Source organism: Promicromonospora kroppenstedtii DSM 19349, assembly GCF_000515355.1.
In the GTDB taxonomy this organism is placed as follows: domain Bacteria; phylum Actinomycetota; class Actinomycetes; order Actinomycetales; family Cellulomonadaceae; genus Promicromonospora; species Promicromonospora kroppenstedtii.
Genome location: NZ_KI911572.1, coordinates 6,668 through 7,493, shown reverse-complemented (window position 1 = coordinate 7,493; position 826 = coordinate 6,668). Strand labels below are relative to the sequence as shown.

Below are 826 nucleotides of genomic sequence, written 5' to 3'. Positions count from 1 at the left end.
CCGAGCGGGAGCCCGTCGCCGAGCAGCCCGCCGCGCCGGACGCCGTGCTCTCCACGCGGCCGGGCGCGTCGCCGTTCACCGCCTCGGAGCCGTACGCCGACCGGCACACGTCGGCGGGCCACATCGCCGCCGGACACCTCTCCTCGCTCGTGCAGATCCCGACGGTGTCCACGTGGGGCCCGGAGTTCCTCGACCACGACTCGTTCGCCCGGCACCGCGCAGCGCTGGCGACCTTCTACCCGCGCGTGCACGCCCTGCAGAGCGAGCCGGCGGGCGAGCACGGCCTGCTCTACCGCTGGCCCGGCCGGGGGCGTCAGGACGTGCTGCACCCCTACCCCGTGGTGCTCATGGCGCACCAGGACGTGGCGCCGGTCCGGGTCATGGACTGGCCCGGCGGCAACCCCTTCTCGGGCGAGATCCGCGAGGGTGTGGTGCACGGCCGCGGCACGCTCGACGACAAGGGCGCGCTCGTCGCGGTGCTCGACGCCGTGGAGACGCTGCTCGGCGAGGGCTTCGTGCCCGAGCGCGACATCTGGCTCTTCTTCGGCGCGGACGAGGAGACGACGGGGGAGTCCGCCGAGATCGCCGTCCGCCGGCTGTACGAGCTCGGCGTGCGCCCGTGGCTCGTGATCGACGAGGGCGGTTTCGTCGGCACGGACGTCTTTCCCGGCGTCGACCGGCAGACCGCCCTGGTGGGCGTCGCGGAGCGCGGCCTGATCGGGATCAACCTCTACACCACGGACGTCGGCGGCCACGCCGCGACCCCGGGCCGCTGGACCGCGACCACGCGCCTGTCCCGGGCCGTGGCGCGGGCGGGCCGGCACCG

At 75.4% G+C, this 826-nt stretch carries 1 protein-coding gene; it reads left to right on the top strand.

Features of this window, described 5'->3' with window-relative positions; genetic code table 11:
• Positions 1-826 (top strand): M20/M25/M40 family metallo-hydrolase (locus PROKR_RS33355; RefSeq protein ID WP_169736277.1); only part of this gene is annotated, 826 nt, incomplete at both ends.